Annotated in this window: 12 protein-coding genes and 1 tRNA gene; 2 read left to right on the forward strand and 11 right to left on the reverse strand. The window is 35.3% G+C overall.

The window, feature by feature from the left end; genetic code table 11:
* The first annotated feature begins 61 nt into the window (after positions 1-61).
* Both Q0W25_RS00180 and Q0W25_RS00185 read left to right on the forward strand, forming a co-directional pair.
* Positions 62-133, forward strand: a tRNA-Val gene (locus Q0W25_RS00180).
* Between the two features lie 268 nt (positions 134-401).
* A complete protein-coding gene (locus Q0W25_RS00185) occupies positions 402-1,232 on the forward strand; it encodes a F420-dependent methylenetetrahydromethanopterin dehydrogenase (RefSeq protein WP_292821056.1) in 831 nt (276 codons plus the stop codon).
* A gap of 118 nt (positions 1,233-1,350) precedes the next feature.
* On the opposite strand, the gene hisB is transcribed toward Q0W25_RS00185, so the two are convergent.
* From hisB to Q0W25_RS00240, 11 genes are all read right to left on the reverse strand, one after another.
* The gene (gene hisB, locus Q0W25_RS00190; RefSeq protein WP_298517389.1) at positions 1,351-1,929 is read right to left on the reverse strand and encodes an imidazoleglycerol-phosphate dehydratase HisB; all 579 of its coding nucleotides are present in this window, start codon (positions 1,927-1,929) and stop codon (positions 1,351-1,353) included.
* A gap of 39 nt (positions 1,930-1,968) precedes the next feature.
* Positions 1,969-2,169 carry a 4Fe-4S binding protein gene (locus tag Q0W25_RS00195; protein ID WP_297827838.1) on the reverse strand — a complete coding sequence of 67 codons (201 nt, stop codon included), beginning with the start codon at positions 2,167-2,169 and terminating at the stop codon, positions 1,969-1,971.
* 15 nt (positions 2,170-2,184) lie between these two features.
* Positions 2,185-2,877: a TOBE domain-containing protein gene (locus tag Q0W25_RS00200; RefSeq protein WP_297827840.1), complete on the reverse strand. Its 693-nt coding sequence runs from the start codon at positions 2,875-2,877 to the stop codon at positions 2,185-2,187.
* Between the two features lie 62 nt (positions 2,878-2,939).
* Positions 2,940-4,502: a flippase gene (locus Q0W25_RS00205; RefSeq protein ID WP_298517393.1), complete on the reverse strand. Its 1,563-nt coding sequence runs from the start codon at positions 4,500-4,502 to the stop codon at positions 2,940-2,942.
* Between the two features lie 49 nt (positions 4,503-4,551).
* Positions 4,552-5,136, reverse strand: coding sequence for a flavodoxin family protein (locus Q0W25_RS00210; protein WP_298517395.1), 585 nt, complete (start codon positions 5,134-5,136; stop codon positions 4,552-4,554).
* Between the two features lie 80 nt (positions 5,137-5,216).
* Positions 5,217-9,074, reverse strand: coding sequence for a DUF3344 domain-containing protein (locus Q0W25_RS00215; RefSeq protein WP_298517398.1), 3,858 nt, complete (start codon positions 9,072-9,074; stop codon positions 5,217-5,219).
* Between the two features lie 94 nt (positions 9,075-9,168).
* Complete coding sequence (locus Q0W25_RS00220; RefSeq protein WP_298517401.1) at positions 9,169-16,719, reverse strand: DUF3344 domain-containing protein; 7,551 nt, start codon at positions 16,717-16,719, stop codon at positions 9,169-9,171.
* 238 nt (positions 16,720-16,957) lie between these two features.
* The gene (locus tag Q0W25_RS00225) at positions 16,958-17,290 is read right to left on the reverse strand and encodes a DUF2149 domain-containing protein (protein WP_298517403.1); all 333 of its coding nucleotides are present in this window, start codon (positions 17,288-17,290) and stop codon (positions 16,958-16,960) included.
* Between the two features lie 9 nt (positions 17,291-17,299).
* Positions 17,300-17,944, reverse strand: a complete 645-nt coding sequence (locus tag Q0W25_RS00230) for a MotA/TolQ/ExbB proton channel family protein (RefSeq protein WP_298517406.1) — start codon at positions 17,942-17,944, stop codon at positions 17,300-17,302.
* A 6-nt stretch (positions 17,945-17,950) separates the two neighbouring features.
* On the reverse strand, positions 17,951-18,658 hold the full coding sequence (locus tag Q0W25_RS00235; RefSeq protein ID WP_298517409.1) for a DUF2162 domain-containing protein: 708 nt from the start codon (positions 18,656-18,658) through the stop codon (positions 17,951-17,953).
* Positions 18,659-18,666: 8 nt separating this feature from the next.
* The gene (locus Q0W25_RS00240; RefSeq protein ID WP_298517412.1) at positions 18,667-23,889 is read right to left on the reverse strand and encodes a cobaltochelatase subunit CobN; all 5,223 of its coding nucleotides are present in this window, start codon (positions 23,887-23,889) and stop codon (positions 18,667-18,669) included.
* Positions 23,890-23,921: the final 32 nt, after the last annotated feature.

Here is a 23,921-nt window from a genome sequence, read left to right on the forward strand (position 1 = left end):
TTAACTAAATTATGTTTAATAGAAAGATTTATATATAAATAAAATCATAACAATACTTGTTGGTTCCGTGGTCTAGTGGTATGATACCTCCCTTACAAGGAGGGGATCACGAGTTCGAATCTCGTCGGAACCACTCCTATCTTTTTTTAAAATTTTTATCAAAATTTGACAATTTGCTCCGTTTCGAAATGGCAATTTTTATGTAAAATCCAACATTTTATACCATTTACTTTATCATTGAAATTTCAAAAAATTAGAACATCGTATATCTTTTATAAAAGTTATTAATGTAATGAATACTATTCATAGAAAGAATTAAAACAATGATTAAAATTATTAAATAATAAAATTTAAATAGTTTTTGAATTAAATCTATAACTATCGAAAAAGGAGACTTAATTATGGTAGTTAAAATTGCTATTATTAAAAGTGGTAATATTGGTACTTCACCAGTAATTGACCTATTGTTAGACGAAAGAGCAGACAGACCAAACATCGATGTAAGAACCTTTGGATCTGGAGCTAAAATGAACCCAGAACAAGTAGAAGACGTTGTACCTAAAATAGACGCTTTCGAACCTGACTTCGCAATCTTCATTAGCCCAAACCCAGGAGCACCTGGACCAGCTAAAGCAAGAGAATTATTATCCGAAAAGGACGTTCCTGCTATTATCATTGGTGACGCACCTGGTAAAGGTAAAAAAGATGAAATGGATGAACAAGGTCTCGGTTACATCATCGTTATGTCTGACCCAATGATTGGTGCAAAAAGAGAATGGTTAGACCCAACTGAAATGGCTATCTTCAACTCCGACATCTTAAAAGTATTAGCTGAAACCGGAGCATTAAGATTAGTTCAAAAAACCATTGATGCTGTAATTGCACAAGCAGACGCAGGTGAAGAAATCGAATTACCAAAACTCATCATTACTGCTGAAAAAGCTGCAGAAGCTGGTGGATTCGCAAACCCATACGCAAAAGCAAAAGCTATTGCTGCATACGAAATGGCTGGATCAGTCGCAAACTTAGACATGAAAGGTTGTTTCATGACCAAAGGTTTCGAAAACTTCATCCCATTAGTAGCTGCTGCTCACGAAATTGCTGCATGTGCTGCTAAATTAGCACAAGAAGCAAGAGAAATCGAAAAAGCAAATGATACTGTTTTAAGAACCCCTCACATGAAAGAAGGAAACCCAGGTTGTAAAACAGAATTAATCTCAAAACCACAATAAGTAGTTTAATTACTACTTTTCTTTTTTTTCTTTTTTTAACAAAAATTTTCAAAAAACAGTCTACTTTTTATTAAAAATACTAATTTTAAATTAAAATAAAAAAGATAGGTGAATTTATCTACAATACACCTTTTGTAGAAGGAATCTGATCATGTTCCACTTTAATAGCTTCTTTTAAGGATTTGGCAAATGCCTTGAATACGGCTTCAGCCTTATGGTGGTCATTTACTCCTTCAACGGTTCCGTAAATATTCAATTTAGCAGAACTAGAGAATGATTCGAAGAAATGGATTACGACATCTGATGACATGTCCCCAATTTTTTCATTTCTGAAATCAAGCTTCATATTACAGTAGCTGCGGCCACTGATATCGATTGCGACAGTTGCAACTGAATCGTCCATAGGAACAATAGCATGGGCCATTCTCTTAATTCCTTTTTTGTCACCGATAGCCTGCAAGAAAGCCTCGCCTAACAGAATTCCCACATCTTCGATGGTATGGTGATCATCGATTTCCAAATCTCCAGATGCTCTAAGCTCCAAATCAATCATACTGTGTTTTGAAAATGATTCCAACATGTGATTGAAGAAATTTACGCCTGTATCGATTTCGTATACACCTGTACCGTCAAGGTCCATATTTATAGTAATATCTGTTTCTGAAGTTTTTCTTGAAACATTCGCATTTCTACTCATAATCTAACCTACAAAATAATCAATTTTAGCTTTAATTATTCACTCATCTTCGCCGGGACGTATAATTTTAATGCAGTCTGCGGGGCATTCCATTGCACATAATGTGCAAACATGACAATATCTTAAATCCAATATATGTGCAACGGTATCAATCTTCCAAATTTTAGCTGCTTTAGGACAAATATCATAACAATTTCCACAACCAATGCATTCATCTTCATCAACTAAAATTCTTAACATAAAATCACCATAAACTTACAATTTCAAAGTAGCTACAGACATTGCCTTGAATCCTACATAGACTTCCTTGCCAATGTTAAGATTCAATTCTTTTTCAGCGGAGAGAGTGATATCGCAACATAAATTAACGCCACCCACATCGATTTTAACACGAATAACTTCGTTTTTAAGTTTCATCTCGACAATTTGGCCTTTTAAAATGTTACGAATGCTAGAAGTTTGGGGTTCCAACATTAGGAAGATATTATCATAACTAATTAACGCCAATAGTTTATCTCCAACTTCATAGTTTCTGTTTAATGGTGCATTAATCTCAAATTCTTGCATCTTAATAGTCATGACACCTTTAGCATCATCGATATTGATGATTTCGGATTCTATTTCATTAACATCCTTATGAAGTTCCATAATGGCGTTGATTTTTTTACATTCTTTTAAAATGGAGTATCCCTCTTCAGTAAGGGTTGTTCCTCCTCCACCACCTTTTCCACCTTTGGTGGTGTTTACAATCTTAACATTTAAGGATGATTCAATTTTTTCAATATAGTTCAATGCTGTCCTATAAGAAACCTTTACAGATTTTGCAGCATCAGTAAGAGATCCTGTGTCTAAAATAGACTCCAACAGTTGAAACTTCTTACTGTCCAATAAGAAAGAATTGCCATCAACATTAATTTTGTATTCAACTCCCGCTTTTACATCAGTCATATTATAATCCCCCAATTATAATGATTAGTTTTATATCAATCATATATTAAATAAGTTTCTCATTATTTATTTCTAAATTCTATTCTTTCAACGAAATTTAATACCTTATTTATTATGGAAGATAAAGGACCTAATTTAGATGAATAATTCCTTAAGGTTTCTATATCCTCTTGTGTGAAAAATCTAACTAAGATTAATGCAAAGAAATAAACAACCATACAAATGAAAATTCCCGGGAATAACCACCAGGTTGTTTTAGGGATTAAAAGTCCTGCAATACCCATGATTAGGGTTGCAGACAATATTTTAAAAACAGATTTGGTCGGCGCTTTTGTTTTAGTGAGTTTGAATACAAAGTAAATGCAAGGAATCATCATTAAGAAACAGGCGATAGTTGTAGCAGCTGCACCACCTGCAATTCCCAAAATCGGAGCAAATACCCAGCAGAGAGCTGCAGTAGTAATAGAACCAAATATTAAAATGTACATAGGAATTCTAGGATTTCCAATACCTTGAATAATACTGGTTGATATTGCAAAAATGGAATAAAATGTCATTCCAACAGACAATATTGCCAAAGCAGGAGCACCAGCTGCATAAGCAGGAATTTGGAAATAAAGCAATCTTAAAATTGGTACTGAGAATAAAGCAAGACCAATGCACATTGGAACCACAAACAATAATGAAAGTTTGTAAGATTCACTGACATATTTTTGAAGTGCTGAAATATCCTTAAGTTTGAATGCCTCAGAGGAAGCCGGTAAAATTGTAGTTGCTACAGAAATAGAAATCATTAAAGGCAATCTGGCGATAGGGTCTGCCGCTGTGAAAAAACCGATGCTTTCCAATGTCAAAAACCTACCCATAATAAGAGTGCAGATATTATAAATAAGCATTTCTGCAATTGCTGTAATGATAACCGGAATAGAGAATTTCACTAACATTATACCCAATTTGAGTTCTTCACGGAATGGAAATACAAAACCTTCACTAGGTTGGGGAATATATTTCGGCATGAAAAATTTAAATATCAGGACTGAAGAGGCTGCAGCAAGGGCATAACCAATAACTGTACCCCATAAGGCACCAATAACAGAAAATCCTATTAAAACAAATGCGGTTGCACATAAAATCATTGACAACTGCTCAATTGCACGGGTATAGACAATATATTCCATCTTATATACTCCTTGAAATGCACCTCTAAATGCGCCTAAAACAACACTGAATGGAGTAATAAGACCTATAATTTGTAAAGGAACCATAACTTCAGGTTTGCCCATGAAATTGTTAGCCAATAGTGGAGCAATGACAAAAATCATTAAAAATCCCAAAGCCAAACCCAAGAAAACCATGATTTTTAATGCCGTATAAATTGTCTGCCTGGCCATATTATGGTCTTCAACTGCCTCATATTCAGCAATATATTTTGATATAGCTGGAGGAAGACCTCCGGAGGCCAAAGTTTGAAAAATACCTTGAACGGACATTGTGGTCCCTAAAATACCATTATTAACAGGACCCAGTAATGTAGCCATTAAAAAACGGTACACATAACCTCCAATACGGAAAATTATGTTACCGATAAAAATAATCAAACTGCCCCGTACTAACTTATTTGCCATAATATACCTTTAAAAATTAATTATTAATAATATAACTTGATTTTAATATTTAAATATATTTATTTAAAAAATTTTCAAATTCATTTAAAGTCCTATCCAATGATTCCATTCCATAATCATCCTCTTTAATCTTATCTAAAGAATCATCAGACCAGAAAGAAGCTCCCAAATTGGAACCGAAAGGACCTCCACTTACAGGAATTATACCATGTATCATGAAATATGTTACATTTTTCAAATGAGCAAAATCCTGACCACCTGTTCTGTCGCCGCCCACAGCAATGCTCATCCCTATTTTTCCCCTTAAAAGGTTATAATCAATGGCTTCCAGGGCACGTGTACGATCCATAATGGCAGACAAGTTGCTGCTGATTCCACCACTTTGAACGGGTGTTGCTAAAATAATCCCGTCAGCGCTTTGAAGGCCTTCATAAACCTGCCTCATGTCATCATCGATGATGCATGTCTTGTTTTCCAAGCAATAGTCGCAATGCATGCAGGGTTTGATTTCCTTGCCTCGGCAAGTAAACATTTCAGTTTCAAAATCATGATTGGAAAGCTTGTCCAAAGCATTTTTCAAAGCATATTCAGTCGTACTATTTCTAGGACTTGCACAAATTCCAAAAACTTTCATGGATTTATTTTTAGAAAACGAAACTAATAAGATTATTCATGAACTGTAAAAAAAAGAAAAATAATAAGTGAGTAAATCACTTATTTTACAATTACTTTTATTGTTTTGCTTATTGGCTTATAGTAAGTATTTCCAGCATATTTGACAATTGCACTGTAAGTTCGTTTTTTGGACAAATTGGTAAATTTAAATATTGCTTGGCCTTTTGAATTGGTTTTGACTATATAATTCTTACAGTTAACCCTAATTGTGACTTTAGCATTTTTCATTATTTGACCTTTATTTGTTTTTAAAACGACTGTGTATTTTTTAACTGCCTTTAAAGTGTATGCAACACTATTTTTAGCTGTGAATCTTGGAGTTGCTTTAGATACAACAACCTTATTGCTTGCAGATGATTTAAGATAAGTGCCATTGCCATCATAAGTAACCTTCACAGTATAAGTTTTAGGAACCAAATTGGCTAAAATAGCAAAAGTGGCTTTTCCGTTGGAATTTGTAGTCACTTTTTTTGATTTGCCATTTAAAACCATAGTAAGTTTTGCATTTGCAATTACATTTCCATCAATATCTTTTAATGTGACAACTAAATTTTTACTGTTGCTATAAACCACTGCTACAGATGGAACTGTGATTTTAGTGGAAATAGGTGGAGCATTCTTAGTTGTAACAATGATTTGCTGCAATACAGTTAAACCTCCAGAGTTCAACATTATTGAAATGGAATTATTATCCCTAATACTGCTTGTAATATCTTTTGTATACAAATCAGTTGATTGTGAGCTTCCATTCCATGGATGAGTTTCGCTCTCGCCATTGATCACAACAATTGCTTCACCATCCTGAGCACTGTTAGCAAAAATATAAGCAGTAGCATCAATAATATCTGAAGCATCTACATTGATGGCGGAATCTGCGCGAATTGTATTCCTGGTTCCTCCAGAATCGCCCAATAAATCCGCTCCATTGGAAATGTAAATGTTTTTAATGATATTGCTTCCTGTGGTATTGTACATGTAAATCAGGGTTGTCGGATAAACCGCTACCGCATCCTTATTCAAATCAAAGACATTATCACCATTTACAATGAAATCTGTGACATCATAAACAACTACTCCATAGCCAGAGTTGGAATTCAGATTGCTTTGATCACGAGCAAAGAAAACAGGAGTCAACGCATTATCGTTCAAAGTAACATTGAACATGTCAATATTGTCCTTGCCTCCGCTAGCCCAACAGTAAGATACATATATGAACGCCTTAACGAAACTGGAGCTATCAGGTAAAACAACGGAATAATTGATTGAATCATACGAATCTGATGAGCCTGCATAGGTGCCGTTGGTTAAAATCACAATGTCACCATTGACAGTGATATTGCAAAATGATTCCAAGCTAGTTTCATTATAGGTATCCTTGCCCAAATAACCATTGTACAAAACAGTTGCTTCACAAGAACTTTCATCAACAAGCTCGTTGGCAAAACTTATTTGAACTTGATAATTAACCTTGTTATAACTGCCTGAACTTCCAAAATATTTAGAAGAATCATTAAATTCCCTAATTGTCGAATCAACAATAGTTAAAGTATTTTCTCCATTGCCTAAGTTGATTTCAGTGCAGTTGACACTGATGCCATCAGCCAATAAATTAATAGAGTATTTGCCTGCGCGATTAGTATTAACGGTAACAGTTAAAGCGTTTGCGAAAGTAGGATAAACAATATTTTTAGTATAGTCTGCGACTTTAACAGACGAATTCACATTGACAACTTCTTTAGAAACAACAATGATTTGGTGTAATGCTAAAAACATGTTATTGTTGAGAATCAAAGAAATGGAGTTGCTATCTCCAACTGTATCCTTAATGTTTTTAGTGTAAACATTGATTTGATTGTCTAAATTTGTATTCCATGCATTATAATCGCTTTCGCCATTAATAACAATAGTTGCCCTGCCTTCTTTAGCTCCAGCTCCAAAAATATAAGCTGTGGCATCAATACTATCTGATGAATCAACATTTATTATGGAATCCACATGCATAGGATGGCTAATACCGCCAAAAACTCCTAACAAATCGGCTCCATTGGAAATGTAAATGTCCTTAAGGATGTTGCTGCCGGTAGTATTGTACATGTAAATCAAGGTTGTCGGATAAACCGCCACCGCATCCTTATTCAAACTAAAGACATTATTTCCATCGATGAGATAATTTCCAGCATCATAAACAACTACTCCATAGCCTGAGTTGGAATTCAGATTGCTTTGGTCACGAGCAAAGAAAACAGGAGTCAACGCATTATCGTTCAAAGTAACATTGAACATGTCAATATTGTCCTTGCCTCCGCTAGCCCAACAGTAAGGCACATATATGAACGCTTTAACAATGTTAGAATTGACTGGTATACAAACATCAAAATTAACAGAACCATATGAAGCTGAAGAACCTGCATAAGTACCATCAGTTAAAACAACAATGTCACCGCTAACTGTAGTATTATAGAATGATTCCAAACTATTTTCATTGTAAGTGTCCTTGCCCAAATAACCATTATACAAAACAGTGGCATCGTAAGAAGTTGTATTTATTACTTCATTTGCATATTTCACTTGGACTTGGTAACTAACCTTATCATAAACACCTGAACTTCCAATATATTTAGCAGATTCATTTAATGGCCTAATGGTTGGGTCAATCAAACTTAAAGAATTAAGACCATTATTCAAAGTTACAACAGTTGAATTGACAATGCGCCCATCAGCTAATAAATTAACAACATATCTGCCAGCCGTATTAGTATTAATATCGACATTTAATGTGTTATTTAAATTAGGATAAATAATATTTTTATTATTATCTGCCATACAAATAGATACATTAGCTTTAGGTTCATAAACTGTTAAAATAGAAACTATTGTCTTAAAAGAAGGACCATAAGCTCCCCCAACTGCTTTAAATGTGAAATTCAACTCGTCACCACTAACATAATTTGTTACATCCCATAAGTGATACTGATAATAAGCACCACTAATATAAACATCGTCTTCACTTTCAGAAAAGAGAGGAGCATTGTTAACTTTATACACCGCATCGGCACTTGATAGTGCAACATTAATTAAAGAACTCTTTTTATTAGAAAGATCAATATTGCTTAAATTAAAGGAATGAGTTAATCCGTTGACAGTATCGTCTGTCCATGCCTGACCTGCATTAAACCAGTAATTAATCACATCATCGTCACCGTCATCCCAAGCAACAAACAATGAAACTAACTTAATTCTTCCATCAAAATTTTTTCCGACAATAGGATATGAAAGAACATCTATTGATACGGAAGTTCCATTTAATCCCTGAAGAATATCTGTGACATTATAAAAAATCATATAATCAGAATAACATCTGGTAGTGTGGTCATTTACAATATAGTTAACCCCATCAGTTGAAGATGTGGAAGTCCATAAATATTCGCTGCCAAGTAGCTGTATTCCATTTGCGGTCATTATACTTGTATTTGCATATGATCCATAGTTAGTTCCACCACTTCCTGAGTAAATATTTACATAAACATAAGCGGATTTGATATTTGCAGTAGATGGAATGTCATAACTGATATTCCCCTTATTACCATTTACAGAATCGCTTTTTCCCCATGGATGAACACTAGTAAAATCAACACCACCGGAAACTGAACCTGTCTCAATATTTGGCAGCGGGTCACTATTTGTTGCAGAAAAAACTTCCTGATTTACACATGAAGATAAATCTTCGGCATCGTCAGCTGTTTCCAATTCCATGTCAAAATCATCTGAACTAGAATTGATTTCCATTAACTCATTATTAAAGGAATCATCAGTAATGTTTTCAGCAGAAATTGAACCAATTGTCAGACAAATTAATAAAACTAAAAATAATGTCAAAAAAATGTTTTTATATTTCATAATTCATCTCCCAATTTAAAAATAAAAAAGTAATGGAGTGTTTAAAATGAAAAAATGATTTGACTCATTTAATCATTTTTCTCCATCATATTGTTTATTTTGCTATTTTAACGCTTTGTGCTACACTGTCCATCCTGTAGGTTACTCTGACTTTGTAGGTTTTTCCTACACCAAGTTTTGCAACCATGTCTGGAGTGAATTTGAATAAAGCAACACCATTGCTGTTGGTTGTGACCCTGTAGTTTTTCTTCATGAAGTTAACGACTACAGTTTTTCCTTTGATTGGTCCAGTACCTTTCAATGTGATTTTAAGGGTAGTGGATTTAGCGGATTTTTTGACTGTAGTGACTTTAGGGACATTGACAACACTCTTAAGCACTAAGTTGCCAAGTTTGGTTACTTTATTGTCGTGTGTAGCAGTTACAGTGTATGTTCCTGGTTTGTATGCTTTTGTAAATTTAGCAATACCATTAGCATCGGTTTTAACTTTCAATTTGTACCTGTCCATGATAGTGATGGTTACAGTAGCTTTCTTGATTGGGTTACCATCAGTATCAACAACTTTGATTAGGGATATTCCTTTTTCGGAATCAGATCCCATATCATTGTTGTAGTAGTAGAAATTAAAGTCATTGACTCTGCTTACTTTGCTAGCTTTAACTACAGCATTAATAGTGGTTGAACTGTTTTTATAGATTTCAGAACCTGCGTATATGATATCTGTTGTGTAGTTATTGGAGTATACTTTCATGGATGTGAAGTTAGCAGTACCATTTACTACTTCAACAGGATATTCATTACCATTGAATTTAACAGTTAAATTACCAGTAATCGCTGGGTCTGTATTAATAATAATATGAACAGCAAAACCATCATCTAAAGCACAGACAGTATAATTAGCACCAATTACTACTTCTGCAGATTCTGCAATGCTTACTGTTGTAATATTATCGATAGAAGCATATTTTTCATCACCTGTGTAAGTAACGGTGAAAGTGTAATTGCCACTAGCTAAATTGTCTGGACCAACAATGACCGCACTACCGTCAACAACAGTTGCAGTGTAATTAACACCATCAATACTTACAAATACAATACCCCCATTGGCATCGGTAGGTAAAGTTACTGTGATATTAACCGCACTGCCTAATGGTGTGGAATTTCCTGCATCAAGCAACATTTCATAGTTGGTTACTTTGGATACAGTGATTGCATAAGTTGCATTTTCTGATGCTTTATAATATCCATTACCATCAAATTGAACAGTAATATTATGGTCTCCGATAGTTAAATCCTCAGCAAGGATAATGAAACTACCTTCACCATCAACAACAGTTAAAACACCATAATCGGTTATTAAAACACCATCAATCCAAAGACTGTAAGTACCATTAACATCAGGATCAACACTGACAGCAACATCCAAATTATCTCCAACAAAGATTTCACTGCCATTAACAATATCGGTTGAAATAGCTGTAGGTGTTAATTTTTTACTTACAACTAAAACTTGTTGATATGCAACAACAGTTGATGAACTTGGACTAGTTATAAACATTGCAACATTGTTTTGTGAAATTCCGCTAGTTACATTGAAGATGTATGGACAGCATTCCTTATCTGAAGAAGATGGGTATGCATCTGAAACATACAAATCGTTGAAGCTTAAATCAGCATCATTATAACCACCCGATCCACCGAATGCGTATAATGTTGCACTATCTAAATTAGTTAAGTCAATGTCGTTGAAGTTGATAACTGTTTTGAGCAATTCGTCATATCCTAGCTTATTATAATATGGATAGAATACATCACATACGTCACTGAAGTATACATCTGTAATTGAATCGCTATCAGTCATATTATATAATACAAATAATGTGGAAGGATATAATGCGCAATTGCCTGTTTTGTTTATAACAAAAGAGTTAACATCATTGACATTGTAAAGTTCAGTTACATCAAACACTACAAGACCGTAATTATATGGGCCGTAGTATCCTAAATTACCCCTGTCCATTTCATAGCTGATATTTTGATTTAAAATGTCACGATCATTAAATGTTAAGTTCCAACCATTTGGATAATAAGAAGTATCCCAATTATATGCGAAATATAATAAGACTTTTACAATTTCAGCACCTTCCGGTGTTTCAATGTTCCAAGTCTCGTTTCTAAATCTTATGAATTGGTCTGCATAGTAACTTGCATCGTGAGTAGCGACAATAATATCACCATTAATAGTGTAATTTCTATTAATAATATTATCATGACCACCGTAAGCATAGCTTTTGTTGAAATAACCGTCATATGCAAGTATTTTATCAGCAGATACTGTTGAAATTATTTCGCCAGCGTATTTTAAATTGAAGGTGAATTTAATCTTGTGGTTTTGAGCCTCAGGCCATACGGTTTCTTCAGTTATTGGACGTACAGTAGGATCAGTCAATGCAATTGAAGTGGCGCCTGTGGCTAATGAATCAATAGTGTAATTTGCTAACAATTCACCAGTTTCATTAGAATACACTTCTAAAACTAAATCTTCAACATCACTTCCACCGTTGTTTGTTAATTTAACAGTGAATGTATTATTAACTCCAGCAAAAATACCATTAGACCATTGTGTTGTAACACTACTAATTACCACATCAGGACGTGGGGCTGTGAAGTTCACTGTTTCAGCTACTGAATATAAGTTAACGGTAACTGAACCGTCACCAAAGCTTTCTGGAGCGTATGTTGTTGAAGCAATTCCTTTTACGAGCACAGTACTTTCCGGAGTGACATTACCGTTGATTACGGTGAATGTTAAAGGAACATTTGCCGGAAGTGAATCGACATCAACTTGTGCACCATTCTGATTTTTGGTTATGTCAATTGTGATTACTGCTGAATCCCCTAATGGAACCTCTTCCTTATCGGCGCTGACATCTAATACAAGATAAGCATTATGATAAAATGCCTTGTTATAAATAGTATTGAAATCAGGAGTGTTTGTTCCCCAATAACAGTTTTCCAGTGTGAATACATTTGCCTTATTACCGTACTGGCGTAAAGCATATCCGTTGGCATCAGTATTGTTTATGAAGAAACAGTAGCTGCCTGTTGCAGATCCGCTGTTTAAATTGCCGAACAATGCTCCACCTTGGGTTGCATAGTTATTTATAAATACATTTCCTGTTCCGAGAGTGATCTTATTACTTCCAACAGTACCTCTACCATTGGATGTGAGTCCTCTATTGGAATCAAATAGATTATTCTTACCAATGACTATAGGAGGGTTTGATGAACCTATTGCAGAACCTACATGGGATGCGCTGTTATTGATGAATTTATTGTTGTTTCCAATGGTTATTCCTGAGTTGGCAGCTGTACCGGAACTTAATCCGATAGCTCCACCCATATTGCCTGCGTAGTTATTGATGAAGGTAACATTATTGATGTTGTTAATGTAACCTTGAGTTGAACCTATCGCTCCGCCGGCGCTGTTGGCGCGGGAGTTTGAAATTACAGAATCGGAAATGTTAACAGCTCCGCCGTTGGCTACGAAAATAGCTCCACCCTGAGCTGTGCTGTAACCTTCAGTTAATGTTAAATTGCAAATGGTTAAAGTGAATCCGTTATTTACATTGAATATTCTTTTTGCATTGTTACCTGAAATAACAGCCTCTATGCTTTGACCAATGATTTTGATGTTTTTAGTGACGGCAATACCTGTTGCAGGTGTTGAATCATCCAAATAAACTACTCCATTGGCTACATAGATAATACCATTATTGTCAACAATTTTAACTGCTTTTTCAATAGTTTTAACAGCACTGTCCCAGCTAGTACCGGAATTACTGTTTGAACCGTGTTCATAATCTACATAAACGACTTCGGTTGAAATCACGCTTTCAGGAGTTAGGGAAATTGTTTCTTTAATTCCTAAAATGTCAACTGTAACGGAATTGTTGCCAACACCTGTGATTGTATATTCGACTTCACCGTCACGGCCGTTTACAAGGGTTATGGAATCTTTATTTAATGTTCCGTTTACTGGAACAAAAGTCACTGGAAGGTCTATTACATTTGTATTTCCGCCTTCATTAGTGAATAAGTTAATATTAACTGTAGCGACATCTCCTACTTCAAGACCTTTGGCATACATTGTCAGGTTGAGGTATAGATATGAACCTGCTTGTTCTGCGTTTGTTAAGTTTAATTCTGTAGGAGTTAGGTCTTTTGTTGTGTCGTTTTGACCCCACCAGTTGTTTTCTAAGGTAGCGTTTGCCGGTGCTTTAATGTTGACCGCTCCGAGACCGTCTAGAATGATGGAATTGGTTAAGGTCAGATAGCCGTCGTATTGTTTGATGGATCTGCCGTTGTTGTCTTTGGTTACTTTGTTGCCGTAGAATTTTGAACGGTCGACTATTGTTTGGCCGTATGCGCAGATTCCTCCGCCGACAGCATAGTTACCGGTGTTGTAAACTTGGTTGTTTGTGAATACTGAATTTGAAACGTTTAATAAGATGTTTCCTTTTTCAGCATTGACAGCGCCGCTGTATACTGCGGAATTTCCTTCGAAATATGAATTTTTAATTGTTGTGGTTGTTGCTTTCAAGTTGACAGCCGCTCCATATGTACTGCCGGTTGAACCTGCAGTGTTGTTGATGAATTGGCAGTTGTCAATTGTTAAAGTAGTTTTGTTAGCCCATATGGCTGCGCCACGTTTATCGGAAGCGTTTGATACGTCACCATTTATGAATATCAAATTGGACAATAATACATTTTCTGCTTGGATTTTGAATATTCTTCCAGCGTTTCTGGCATCGATTACAACATTGTTACCCATACCCATGATAGTGACGTTTTTAAGAACGTTTAAACCGTCAACATCAACATTATCCAAATAATTGACACCGTCAGCAATGTGAATAATGGCATTATCATCAACTACACTTAATGCATGAGCAATGGTTTTGAAAGGAGCGGATGCGGTAGTACCAAGGTAATCGTCTGAACCTTTGGCATAATCAACATAAACTTCAGTTAAAACAGGCTCATTGGCAAGCTCGGTTGCAACCAATAAAACCACATTGGCTTTATATGACGGAGTATATAATCCTACATCGGAACATGTGAAGAAGAAACTGGTATCCTGTCCTTTATTGAATAAAGGAGCAATATTATCCCAGTTCATAAATAAATAGTAATCCCCGCCAACAACAGAAGTAGGTTGGGCATTTACATTGTTAATCTTGAATGCACCGATTTGTGAAGACAGACCAACGCTTGTTATGGTAATATTGTTATCTTTACCTGAATAGCCGCTGGTATCTATGTTGAAACTTTCGCTGCCTTGTGTCCACAACTGACCTGCATTCAACCAGTAGGTGTAATTATCATCATCACCGTCATCATATGCAAATAATAAACTGATTAATTTAATTCTTCCGTCAAATTGTAAATCTGAAATTTTTGTATTTTTAACTCCAATATTTATTGTATCTCCAGGGTTTAGGTTACTGACTTTATCGGTAATGTCAAACACCATCTGGTAATCTGAATATTGTCTGGTTGTGTGGCGATTGAAACCATATACATTAGGGTCGTTAGTGAAGGATGGGAAACCGTCCATTCTCAAGGTATCGAATGCCAGTACTTCAAAACCATTTGTAGTATTAAGGGTTACATTGGAGTAAAGACCATATGTCTGAGCGCCGCTTCCGGAATAATCATTAATGATGACTATTACAGATTTGATGTTTGTAACATTTTCAGGAATAACATAAACAAGCTGGCTGGTAGCGGCCCATGGATTGACGGCAACATATTCCACATTACCTGAAACAACACCGCTGTCGATTTCAACCATCTTATCTACAAGTTGGCCTACAGGGTAAGCCTCTTCAAATGTTAATTCGAGTTTATCTGTAATGCCTAAAACATTTACGGATATTGAATTTAAACCTTCTTTTGTGCTTGTGAATGCAACATCACCTTTACCGTTTACAAGTGTTAAAGTATATTCATCAAAGGTTCCGTCATCTGATGAAACTGTTGCAGGAACATCAATTAAACAAGCAGCATCCTGAGAAACCAATTTAACATCAATAGTAATAGGTTTGCCTGTTTCAAAGGTTGTAGCTGCAGTTGATAAGCTAAGGTATGCGTATGAACCTGCTTGTTCTGCGTTTGTTAAGTTTAATTCTGTAGGAGTTAGGTCTTTTGTTGTGTCGTTTTGACCCCACCAGTTGTTTTCTAAGGTAGCGTTTGCCGGTGCTTTAATGTTGACCGCTCCGAGACCGTCTAGAATGATGGAATTGGTTAAGGTCAGATAGCCGTCGTATTGTTTGATGGATCTGCCGTTGTTGTCTTTGGTTACTTTGTTGCCGTAGAATTTTGAACGGTCGACTATTGTTTGGCCGTATGCGCAGATTCCTCCGCCGACAGCATAGTTACCGGTGTTGTAAACTTGGTTGTTTGTGAATACTGAATTTGAAACGTTTAATAAGATGTTTCCTTTTTCAGCATTGACAGCGCCGCTGTATACTGCGGAATTTCCTTCGAAATATGAATTTTTAATTGTTGTGGTTGTTGCTTTCAAGTTGACAGCCGCTCCATATGTACTGCCGGTTGAACCTGCAGTGTTGTTGATGAATTGGCAGTTGTCAATTGTTAAAGTAGTTTTGTTAGCCCATATGGCTGCGCCACGTTTATCGGAAGCGTTTGATACGTCACCATTTATGAATATCAAATTGGACAATAATACATTTTCTGCTTGGATTTTGAATATTCTTCCGGCATTTCTGGCATCGATTACAACATTGTTACCCATACCTATAATGGTAACGTTTTTAAGAACTTCTAATCCATTAACATCAGCATCATCCAAGTAATTTACACCATCAGCAATGTAAATAATAGCATTGTCTTCAACAGCTGTTAACGCATGACCAATAGTTTTGAATGCTGTTTCTGCAGTGACACCATCATTAGCATCGTCCCCGTTAGCATAATCAACGTATGCTTCAGTTAAGGTTTGAGGTTCCGGTGTGTTGGAATTGACGGTGATGAAAACCCATGAATCAACAACTTCAGGGCCACCATACCCATCAAGATATTCACCTGAATATTCCGGACCTTCTTCAGCCCTGAATAAAATCTTATAAGGTGTATCGCTAGCAGATAATTTTGAAGAATCAACAGTATAGGTTAATCTATGGTTATTTAAATCTTTATATGCAGTAAAACCCCCATTTATATAGACAGTTAAAGGAAAATCCGGTCCCCCAGGATCGCTGCCGCTGCTGTCTACTAAAAAACCGGTGATTGTTACACTTTCTCCCTCATTAATAGTAAAATCATCTTGATCAAAGTCTATATAAGCTGAAGAAGTAGAGGTCTCATATCCCAACGTATCATCGTTACTTTCAGCAGCTATACCCCTATTAGCATAACTGCTTTCATTCTCATCACTTATAACGGATACATCGCCGTATCCGTCATCTTGATTTTCAATTGAAATAGAATCATCATCATTATAAACAGCCAAATCATTAGTCGAATTATCCAGATCTTCAGCATAAATCGAAGAAACAGATATTACTAACACAAAGATTAAGGTCAATAATAATAACGAATCTTTAATCTTTTTTTGCAAAAAATTCCTCCTTTCAATTAATAAACAAAGTGAATTAATAAATATTAATAAAAAATTATTCACTAATAATACATATGTTAATAAAAATATGCATATAATTATTATTTACGTTAATACAATATTTATAATTAATCATATTATTACTAAATGGAGAAATTTAAGGAAATAATAATACTCAAATAATGTAAAAAAAATAAGATATTTAAAAAAAAGAAAATAAAAGGGTTTTAAAGCAAAATCATCCTTCAACCATGATTAATTTTCCCGTGGAAGGATCTTTATAGACTTTTCCCATTTCCATATATCCCTGTCCAGAACTGTCAGTTGTATCAGGTGTTTCGTTTAAGACTTGCCCTTCACTAACTTCAGTGACTTGCTGTGAGTCTTGAATGGCCTGGTTTTGGCTTTGGGAATTATCCTGGAACACTACACTTTGCATATTCCAACTGATTACAACAAAAATCAACAGCCCTACTGCAATAACAAGCATTGCATCAACAAGATTTGTTGTTCCAGCCATCGGGTCTTCTTCCCCTTCTGCAAATCTCTTCTTATTTTTCTCTCTAACCATTTAAACACCCTAATTTTTCAATTTATCCAATATGACATCAGTCAATGCGTCCAAATCAGACAAATATTCTTCATACCATCTGCGTCTTACTTTAGATACAAAGTATGCGACTGCACCAGAACCGATACCAACAACAGTGGTGTCAAATGCCACTATAATTGCATTTGCCAATGTATTGACATCACCTGCGCCCAATGCCGCAAGACCAGGACCCATCGGTATTAAAGTTCCCATCAACCCTAATGTCGGACCGATACGGGTTACGATATCTGTTTTCTCGATTTTTTTTGCAAATTTGTTTTCTTCTGCTTCAATCAATTTTCTGGCTAAAGTATGCCTGGCATCTTCAGACAATGTGTTTGCACGCAAAACCTTGATTAAAATCACTTTTTGAGACTCGTATATTCTAGAATTTTTAACAATATTTAAAATTTCGTCATAAGATGAGGCATTTGATATGGAATAAATAATCTTTTCAAGTGAATCTACTGAAATCTTCTTTCTAGAGGTATATTCAGATACCAACCCTCCCAATGTGATTACTGCAAAAATTGCAAAAATGACCAAAAATATTATAACTGGAATTTGTAAGCTCTGGGAAATCATATTCAACCCAGAAGTAATAATTTCACTGCCCGGAACTGTTGTAACCATAAATAATCACCTGAAATTAGTATTTTTCTTTGAAATTATTCCACCGATTGCCATGAAAGCCAATATAACGATTATTGCAATGCTCACATAATCAACAGAAGCTATTGATATGGCATCCATAGGATTTTGGATCATGGCTGTGATGTTTGGAAGGAATAATGCTGACAATAAGAAGTAAATTCCTAAAAAGAACATGAAATTACCTAAAACTATTGGATAAGGCTTATTTATAAATTTTATTAGGAAATTTGATGCGAAATAGGTTGCCACAATAGTTAAAACCAATGCCAAAGCCACTATGATACTTAAATTCATCAGCCCCAATCCAATTGTAGGAGCTACCAACAAAATACTAACAAGAATTGACCCAAAACAACATGGACATGGTGCAATAACCGCCATGCATGTTGCTGCAGTTGTATTTCTTTCAAATACCTTATATTCCCTAATTGTAAATATACCTGCCAATATCATAATGACTGCCATGATTAAAAAGAATTCAAAATTATAGGAATAAATCAAATCAGTAATTTGAGTAGTGTAAAATGAAGCAATTTCAGTTAAAATTAAAACACCTCCACCATATCCTATTGAAACCAGGAAAAGATATCTTTTAGACATGTTTGCTAATCCAGTAGCTAAACCCAATTTAATTCCAAAGATTAAAACCGCCGATAAAATACCTAATTGCCATAATAAACTAATTGCATCCATTTAAACACCTAAATAACTTTATCATTATATAATTTATCCAAATCTTTAATTTTCTCTTCCTCATCCTTATTTCTAAAGTAACCTAAAGCAATGACGCCTATTAAACATAAAATTCCAAGCACTGCAATTATTGACAGACCCACTTCGCTTGCAGATTGAGATGTGAGTGGATTTATTTCTACCGCTTTTTTAACATCTGCGCCTTCTGAACTGGTGCCACCTATTTCACATGTTTGACCGTCGACACCAACTGATTGTCCTTCGGAAACTCCTGTTTGACCTTCAGCACCTACACTTGAAGCCACTTGACCTTGTGAGTTGCCATCAGTTATTGAATTTCCATTGCTTTGTGAGTTGCTTGAACTTTTTGAATTGCTTTGTGAATTTTTTGTTGTTGAATTTGAAGTTATTGTATTTGAAGACTGTGATCCTTCAACCGGATCTTGAGTAGACGCCTCGCTATTGGAAGGGTCTTCCGTATTTTCAGGAGGGACGTTTTGAGTATTGTTTAAAAATACTGGATTTTGAGTCGCCTCATACAATTTTGGCAATAGTTGAGCTAAAATATCTGGATTTACATATTGCATAGCCCATTGCATCATTGCAATATTACCGCAACTACAATCACAGCAAGCAACACCATTCTGAACAGTGGCCTGAGCCCAGGTGTTTGCGAGATTTCTTATAGTTGCATCATTCGCATTCCAGTACCCATCTTTAATGGAAGTTAACATTGTTCCACTCATTGAAATAAGTGAATATGCATTGTTTCCACTTTTCAACCAGTCTGTAACGCCTAAATTATATTTATCATTATAATAGGTATCATAAACTCTCTCCCATAACTGATTAGTTACGGATGTAGGCCTTGTAACTTGCCAACCGAATAAATCGTTGACAAATTTATTTGAGATATAACGGGCCCCGCTGTAACCTTCTTCCATCATTCCTTTAATCCATTCTGGATTATCATATCTTGCAGCAAATTCCTGATACATTACTTCTTCCAATGGAGCAATATATGGATTGTTCCTATTTGCATACATCAATACGTTAAATTTAGGGGTTTTACCAGAGATTTTCTCAACAGCCATTGATAAACCTCCCCAATAATCAAAGAAGTCATCATTATCCAGCACACCATATTGATTTGTATTACGGCTAGCCACAATGGTATCTGAATTGGACAGAGCTCTTAAGAATACTAAAGGATTGGTATCTCCCCAATAATTTTTAGAGTACATGTTACCCATTCTTCCCAAATAGAAATCTGCCAATTCATCAGTATCGTTCCAAGTCCAAGACATTGATACCAATTTGGATATTCCTGCACCATAATCACCATTAGGCGGTGCAAATACTCTTGTAATTGCGCATTCTCCTGCATAAGTCGCATTATAACCAATGCTCAAATAGTACAAGCAATCCTCGAGCCAATGTTTAGCAACATAATTGTCTTCCAAAGACTCCCTATAATCACCGCTTACACCGTAATATCCAATTCCTTCCATTATATAGTCAATAGCTTCCCTTACTTGAGGACCATACTCGCTATTCATTAAAGAATTGTTATTGATGATTGTTAAGTAGGACCTTGCAAGTGCAACTCTAAATGCATTGTCCAATATGATTGTTTGAGAAGAGTATAAATCTCTGAAAAGACCGCTTGTAATTACTGTCACATCAATTCTTTTTTTAGCCCAACCTTCCGGACGGACTAAATCAACCAATTTTACAAATTCTGGTATAGGTTTTATCTTTTTACCAGATGTGGATTCATCATCATGATCATGATTATTATCAATTCCTGCACTTGGAGAATCTGTCCAAACAGGTTTCATACCCAACAAATAAAGAACTGAGGCAACTAAAGCACCATTATCCCTTGCAGTTTCAACACACCATATTCCCATAATGATTTTTTCGGTTGTGTCATTCAAATCTGATAAAGTTAAAAGCGCTAAAGTCTTAGCATATTCATATGCTTCCTGAGAAGGAAGCTCACAGGATTGGTCCTGGAACATGTTCCTACCAGTCGGCATGATACTAGGGTTTGCTATAATTTCCCCGCCTTCACTGATTGGGATATATTTACCATTCAAACCATCAAGCATTGCATTTAACTCTGCGTCGATACTTTCATTGATTAAATTTAAATAACTTTTAGCTAAATTTAAACAGGCGAGTAAGTTGAAAGTATTGAAATTTGAGTTTGAATTTATCAGTAAATTGTATACTGTTTCAACATCCCAATAAATTAGAGCCTTACATATATCATAACTCTTATTCAATACAAATTCTCTATCGATAGCTGATAAGCCATCATAATTTGAAGAGAAGTAACATTTTGAAATTTCATCAAATAAGTTGGTTTCACCCTTGTTATTGTCCATGGTAAAGTCAAATGACATCATGACTGAAACTGTCGATGCCAAATCCTTTTCGTTCCAATATTTACCAATTGCATGAAGACCTAATGGATATATTGTAGACTGAAGCGATTTTAAAAACTTATTGACTTTATTTACCAAATCGTCTGAAGTCAAGTTTAGAACTTCATCCTTGGACAAGCCAAGATTCATTGAATAGTCATTATCAACAATCAAATTGCGCAATTCATTGCTTATCCTGTCTTTGGAATTTTGATTGTTTGAATCTAAATATTGGTCGACTAATCTTGCGGCAAGTGTTAAATTGCCATATAACTGAGTATAAGCTAGTGGAGAGGTTAAGTGAGAAATCAATACGGCGAACCCTCTTCTTTTAGCTTGAATAGCTTCTCCTAAACCATCTGTGATATAGAAATATAATTGAGGAACCTCACCTACAACAACAGATCCGTAATCTGTTGAAGACAAAAGAATTTCCTTGCCTGGCAGCCACTCATGAGTTGCGTGCCTTCCAGTAAATACCATTGCATCAGAGTAGTAGGTTTGCATATAATAATATGCCGCCAAATATTGGTGTGTAGGGGCAACGGCAGTACAATGATAGAGATTCTCAACATCTGACTCCCATCCCCTTTGAGGTTCCGGAGCAATGAAAACATTGCCGAATTTCAAACCAGGAATTACAAAGTAGCCAATATCGTTTCTAGTGACTACCATGACATTGCCTGGAGATTCTCCCCAACCGGTTAATCCGTCTATATTCAAATTCTTGAATTCTTCATAATACTGTAAAAATAACTGATAATAAGTATCATTGGAAGTTTCAGTGAATCTTTTTAATGATTGGACTATATTCTTTAATATTTGAGTTGCTTCAGACGCCTTTTCTTCAGGAAGCAAAGCAACGATTTGGTTGTACCAATCATCAATTGTATCTCCAATTGTCACGGTATAGTTCAATTCAACAGCCCGTTTTGCTAACTCACCAATATATGGGATAGGTCCTTCTCTTACTTGGATTTTAACGATTTCAGGTAATGAATTAAACCAATTGATGTATTCATCAACAGGCAAAAGAACAACATCGGACTGATTTGCCAATTTTTCAAGCTCACCAGGAGCCCAAGTGGCTACATTTATTCCGCATTTCAACATTAAGTTTTCAAGTTCTGTGACATTTGAAGGTAAGTTTTGAACATTATATCCAGCATATTTCAATGCATAAAGCATGTTATAAATACTTGTGATAGTATCCAAATAACTTGAACCGATATTTTGTTTTCCTGGAGGATAGTTATAGTAGATTAATGAAATGAGTTTTTCACTATTTGCCTTGTACTGCAAATCAACCCATGAATCAATCCTTTCACATAACAATTCAATGTTTCCTGTGTGAGGAACATAAGTTGCTATTCTGGCACCGGTGACATTTGAGATATAGCTCGCAGATCCTCCAATGAATGTTGCATCAATGATTCCTTGAGCCTCGGCAATAGCTACATGCCACCATTTGTCACTTTTGCTAGAAGTTAAACCAGTAGTTCCCAATTCCCATTCTTCATTAGAAACGTAATCGGAATGAACAGCTCTGAATACCGGAACGCCAAGCTCTTCGAAGAATCTGGTGGTTGTAGTGAAATTTTCTCCCCCAACCCCATAAGCTACAACGGAAATGATGGCGTCAACATAAATATTATAATTGGATGAATTGGCTATGAAACCTGAAACATCGGTTCCTGCACTGGTAAATGATTCAACCATGACTTTCAACTGTTCTGTAGTAGCTCCAGCTGCAAAAACTGGAATGACATTGTATCCTTTATATTCTAGATAATTTATGATTTCTATGCATGGATGCAACTGTGATGGAACATACATTGTACTTTCCAAAATACCGATTGTGCGGGCATTTGGATTATAAAATTCGGCCATATACTCATCTAATGAATACCATTTATCTCTAAATATACCATATGGTCGGGAATCCGTATATGATGGGTCTTTAGCAATTACATCCAATCCAAAATAATTCAATACATACAATATCTGATTTTTCAGATTTTCCTTATCATGAATGTCCTTATAGATAACCATCTTATTAAACATTGGATTGAAATCAAAACCATACTCATTAATGGTCGCTAAAACATTATCATATGCAGTTCCTCTTTTTGTGCCTTCCAAATATGAAATCAAACGTTCATTAGGACATGAATCAAATATTTTATTATAGTTTAGAGTGGAATGCCTAACCAATCCGATTGAAGAAGAACCAGAATTTAAATTCCCAACAGGAGCTTCCAAAATTAAAAATAACTTTTTATCAGACAAACTAGGATTCTTATTCAAAACACTTGTTAAAACAGCATCAACATCTGTACTTACCCATTCTCCAATGAATCCATCGCAATTTGCCAATAAATCAGTGAATTCACTTTCATCCATTTCCTTAACTTGAATACCACTTCTTACAACCAGATTAACATTACTTAAGTCATACTCATCAAATAATTCCCTACAAGAGGAGTCTAAAATATTTGTACCGGGGTTATCACTTACAATAAGAATAGTTATATTCTGTGATGATGAGATTTCTTCATTATTCTGTGATGAATTTACATCACTAATTTGAATATCATTTAGCTCATTAGTGACTTCCAAAGCTTCATCCGATTGGAAATTATTGCCTATTTCTTCATCAATTACATTTACAATGCTTGATTTGTCATCTATCTCGATGCCAGTTTCATTATTTGACTGGGCAAAAGCAACTTGAGATGCGAGCAATAGAATAAATACAAGCAATATCAGTGAAGTCATCTTTTTTTGATATTTAGACATTTTAACCCCTTAACATTAATTATTATAAAAAG

Origin of the sequence: uncultured Methanobrevibacter sp. (genome assembly GCF_947166415.1) — an archaeon.
Lineage (GTDB): Archaea > Methanobacteriota > Methanobacteria > Methanobacteriales > Methanobacteriaceae > Methanocatella.

Bases quoted from the DNA above. Each gene is read 5' to 3' on its own strand.
- Q0W25_RS00185 (WP_292821056.1), top strand. From the start codon at position 402: ATGGTAGTTAAAATTGCTATTATTAAAAGTGGTAATATTGGTACTTCA.
- hisB (WP_298517389.1), bottom strand. From the start codon at position 1,929: ATGAGTAGAAATGCGAATGTTTCAAGAAAAACTTCAGAAACAGATATT.
- Q0W25_RS00195 (WP_297827838.1), bottom strand. From the start codon at position 2,169: ATGTTAAGAATTTTAGTTGATGAAGATGAATGCATTGGTTGTGGAAAT.
- Q0W25_RS00200 (WP_297827840.1), bottom strand. From the start codon at position 2,877: ATGACTGATGTAAAAGCGGGAGTTGAATACAAAATTAATGTTGATGGC.
- Q0W25_RS00205 (WP_298517393.1), bottom strand. From the start codon at position 4,502: ATGGCAAATAAGTTAGTACGGGGCAGTTTGATTATTTTTATCGGTAAC.
- Q0W25_RS00210 (WP_298517395.1), bottom strand. From the start codon at position 5,136: ATGAAAGTTTTTGGAATTTGTGCAAGTCCTAGAAATAGTACGACTGAA.
- Q0W25_RS00215 (WP_298517398.1), bottom strand. From the start codon at position 9,074: ATGAAATATAAAAACATTTTTTTGACATTATTTTTAGTTTTATTAATT.
- Q0W25_RS00225 (WP_298517403.1), bottom strand. From the start codon at position 17,290: ATGGTTAGAGAGAAAAATAAGAAGAGATTTGCAGAAGGGGAAGAAGAC.
- Q0W25_RS00230 (WP_298517406.1), bottom strand. From the start codon at position 17,944: ATGGTTACAACAGTTCCGGGCAGTGAAATTATTACTTCTGGGTTGAAT.
- Q0W25_RS00235 (WP_298517409.1), bottom strand. From the start codon at position 18,658: ATGGATGCAATTAGTTTATTATGGCAATTAGGTATTTTATCGGCGGTT.
- Q0W25_RS00240 (WP_298517412.1), bottom strand. From the start codon at position 23,889: ATGTCTAAATATCAAAAAAAGATGACTTCACTGATATTGCTTGTATTT.